Origin of the sequence: Streptomyces yangpuensis, assembly GCF_001005295.1 — a bacterium.
Taxonomy (GTDB): Bacteria; Actinomycetota; Actinomycetes; order Streptomycetales; family Streptomycetaceae; genus Streptomyces; species Streptomyces yangpuensis.
In genome coordinates this window covers 1,160,107-1,163,304 of record NZ_LBMK01000002.1, presented here as the reverse complement: position 1 = coordinate 1,163,304, position 3,198 = coordinate 1,160,107, and the positions used below count along the sequence as shown (strand labels likewise).

Annotated in this window: 1 rRNA gene; it reads right to left on the bottom strand. The window is 56.6% G+C overall.

The annotated features are described in order from the left end of the window. Nucleotides 1–31: 31 nt before the first annotated feature. Nucleotides 32–3,140 (bottom strand): 23S ribosomal RNA (locus AAT21_RS10595). Between the last annotated feature and the right edge of the window lie 58 nt (nucleotides 3,141–3,198).

The window sequence follows — 3,198 nt, the reverse complement described above, 5'->3', positions numbered from 1 at the left end:
TTCAGAACTAACACAGTGGACGCGAGCAACTGAGGACAAGCCCTCGGCCTATTAGTACCAGTCAGCTTCACCCGTTACCGGGCTTCCACATCTGGCCTATCAACCCAGTCGTCTACTGGGAGCCTTACCCTCTCAAGGAGGTGGGAATACTCATCTTGAAGCAGGCTTCCCGCTTAGATGCTTTCAGCGGTTATCCCTCCCGAACGTAGCCAACCAGCCATGCCCTTGGCAGGACAACTGGCACACCAGAGGTTCGTCCGTCCCGGTCCTCTCGTACTAGGGACAGCCCTTCTCAATATTCCTACGCGCACAGCGGATAGGGACCGAACTGTCTCACGACGTTCTAAACCCAGCTCGCGTACCGCTTTAATGGGCGAACAGCCCAACCCTTGGGACCGACTCCAGCCCCAGGATGCGACGAGCCGACATCGAGGTGCCAAACCATCCCGTCGATATGGACTCTTGGGGAAGATCAGCCTGTTATCCCCGGGGTACCTTTTATCCGTTGAGCGACGGCGCTTCCACAAGCCACCGCCGGATCACTAGTCCCGACTTTCGTCCCTGCTCGACCCGTCGGTCTCACAGTCAAGCTCCCTTGTGCACTTACACTCAACACCTGATTGCCAACCAGGCTGAGGGAACCTTTGGGCGCCTCCGTTACCCTTTGGGAGGCAACCGCCCCAGTTAAACTACCCATCAGACACTGTCCCTGATCCGGATCACGGACCGAGGTTAGACATCCAGCACGACCAGAGTGGTATTTCAACGGCGACTCCACACCAACTGGCGTTGATGCTTCAAAGTCTCCCACCTATCCTACACAAGCCGAACCGAACACCAATATCAAACTGTAGTAAAGGTCCCGGGGTCTTTCCGTCCTGCTGCGCGAAACGAGCATCTTTACTCGTAGTGCAATTTCACCGGGCCTATGGTTGAGACAGTCGAGAAGTCGTTACGCCATTCGTGCAGGTCGGAACTTACCCGACAAGGAATTTCGCTACCTTAGGATGGTTATAGTTACCACCGCCGTTTACTGGCGCTTAAGTTCTCAGCTTCGCAACCCCGAAAGGTCACTAACCGGTCCCCTTAACGTTCCAGCACCGGGCAGGCGTCAGTCCGTATACATCGCCTTACGGCTTCGCACGGACCTGTGTTTTTAGTAAACAGTCGCTTCTCGCTGGTCTCTGCGGCCACCCCCAGCTCACGGAGCAAGTCCGATCACCAGTGATGGCCCCCCTTCTCCCGAAGTTACGGGGGCATTTTGCCGAGTTCCTTAACCATAGTTCACCCGAACGCCTCGGTATTCTCTACCTGACCACCTGAGTCGGTTTAGGGTACGGGCCGCCATGAAACTCGCTAGAGGCTTTTCTCGACAGCATAGGATCATCCACTTCACCACAATCGGCTCGGCATCAGGTCTCAGCCTTGTATGAGGGACGGATTTGCCTACCCCTCGGCCTACACCCTTACCCCGGGACAACCACCGCCCGGGCTGGACTACCTTCCTGCGTCACCCCATCGCTTACCTACTACAAGTCTGGTTCGTCGGCTCCACCACTTTCCTTTCCCCGAAGGGTCCGGAACGGCTTCACGGACTTAGCATCGCCTGATTCGATATTGGGCGTTTCAAAGCGGGTACCGGAATATCAACCGGTTGTCCATCGACTACGCCTGTCGGCCTCGCCTTAGGTCCCGACTTACCCTGGGCAGATCAGCTTGACCCAGGAACCCTTAGTCAATCGGCGCACACGTTTCTCACGTGTGTATCGCTACTCATGCCTGCATTCTCACTCGTGAACCGTCCACAACTAGCTTCCGCTGCTGCTTCACCCGGCACACGACGCTCCCCTACCCATCACAGCNGCTGCAATGACACGACTTCGGCGGTACGCTTGAGCCCCGCTACATTGTCGGCGCGGAATCACTTGACCAGTGAGCTATTACGCACTCTTTCAAGGGTGGCTGCTTCTAAGCCAACCTCCTGGTTGTCTCTGCGACTCCACATCCTTTCCCACTTAGCGTACGCTTAGGGGCCTTAGTCGATGCTCTGGGCTGTTTCCCTCTCGACCATGGAGCTTATCCCCCACAGTCTCACTGCCGTGCTCTCACTTACCGGCATTCGGAGTTTGGCTAAGGTCAGTAACCCGGTAGGGCCCATCGCCTATCCAGTGCTCTACCTCCGGCAAGAAACACACGACGCTGCACCTAAATGCATTTCGGGGAGAACCAGCTATCACGGAGTTTGATTGGCCTTTCACCCCTAACCACAGGTCATCCCCCAGGTTTTCAACCCTGGTGGGTTCGGTCCTCCACGAAGTCTTACCTCCGCTTCAACCTGCCCATGGCTAGATCACTCCGCTTCGGGTCTAGAGCGTGCAACTCAATCGCCCTGTTCGGACTCGCTTTCGCTACGGCTTCCCCACACGGGTTAACCTCGCTACACACCGCTAACTCGCAGGCTCATTCTTCAAAAGGCACGCAGTCACGACCCATTGGGTAAACCCAATGAGCGACGCTCCCACGGCTTGTAGGCACACGGTTTCAGGTACTATTTCACTCCGCTCCCGCGGTACTTTTCACCATTCCCTCACGGTACTATCCGCTATCGGTCACCAGGGAATATTTAGGCTTAGCGGGTGGTCCCGCCAGATTCACACGGGATTTCTCGGGCCCCGTGCTACTTGGGAAATGAGCAAGCAAGCCGTACAGATTTCAGCTACGGGGGTCTTACCCTCTACGCCGGACCTTTCGCATGTCCTTCGCCTATCCATACGGTTTCTGACTCGCCTCACAGCCGGCAGACTGTGAAAGCTCACTCCCACAACCCCGCATGCGCAACCCCTGCCGGGTATCACACGCATACGGTTTGGCCTCATCCGGTTTCGCTCGCCACTACTCCCGGAATCACGGTTGTTTTCTCTTCCTGAGGGTACTGAGATGTTTCACTTCCCCTCGTTCCCTCCACACTGCCTATGTGTTCAGCAGTGGGTGACAGCCCATGACGACTGCCGGGTTTCCCCATTCGGACACCCCCGGATCAAAGCTCAGTTGGCAGCTCCCCGGGGCCTATCGCGGCCTCTCACGTCCTTCATCGGTTCCTGGTGCCAAGGCATCCACCGTGCGCCCTTAAAAACTTGGCCACAGATGCTCGCGTCCACTGTGTAGTTCTCAAACAACGACCAGCCACCCATCACCCTG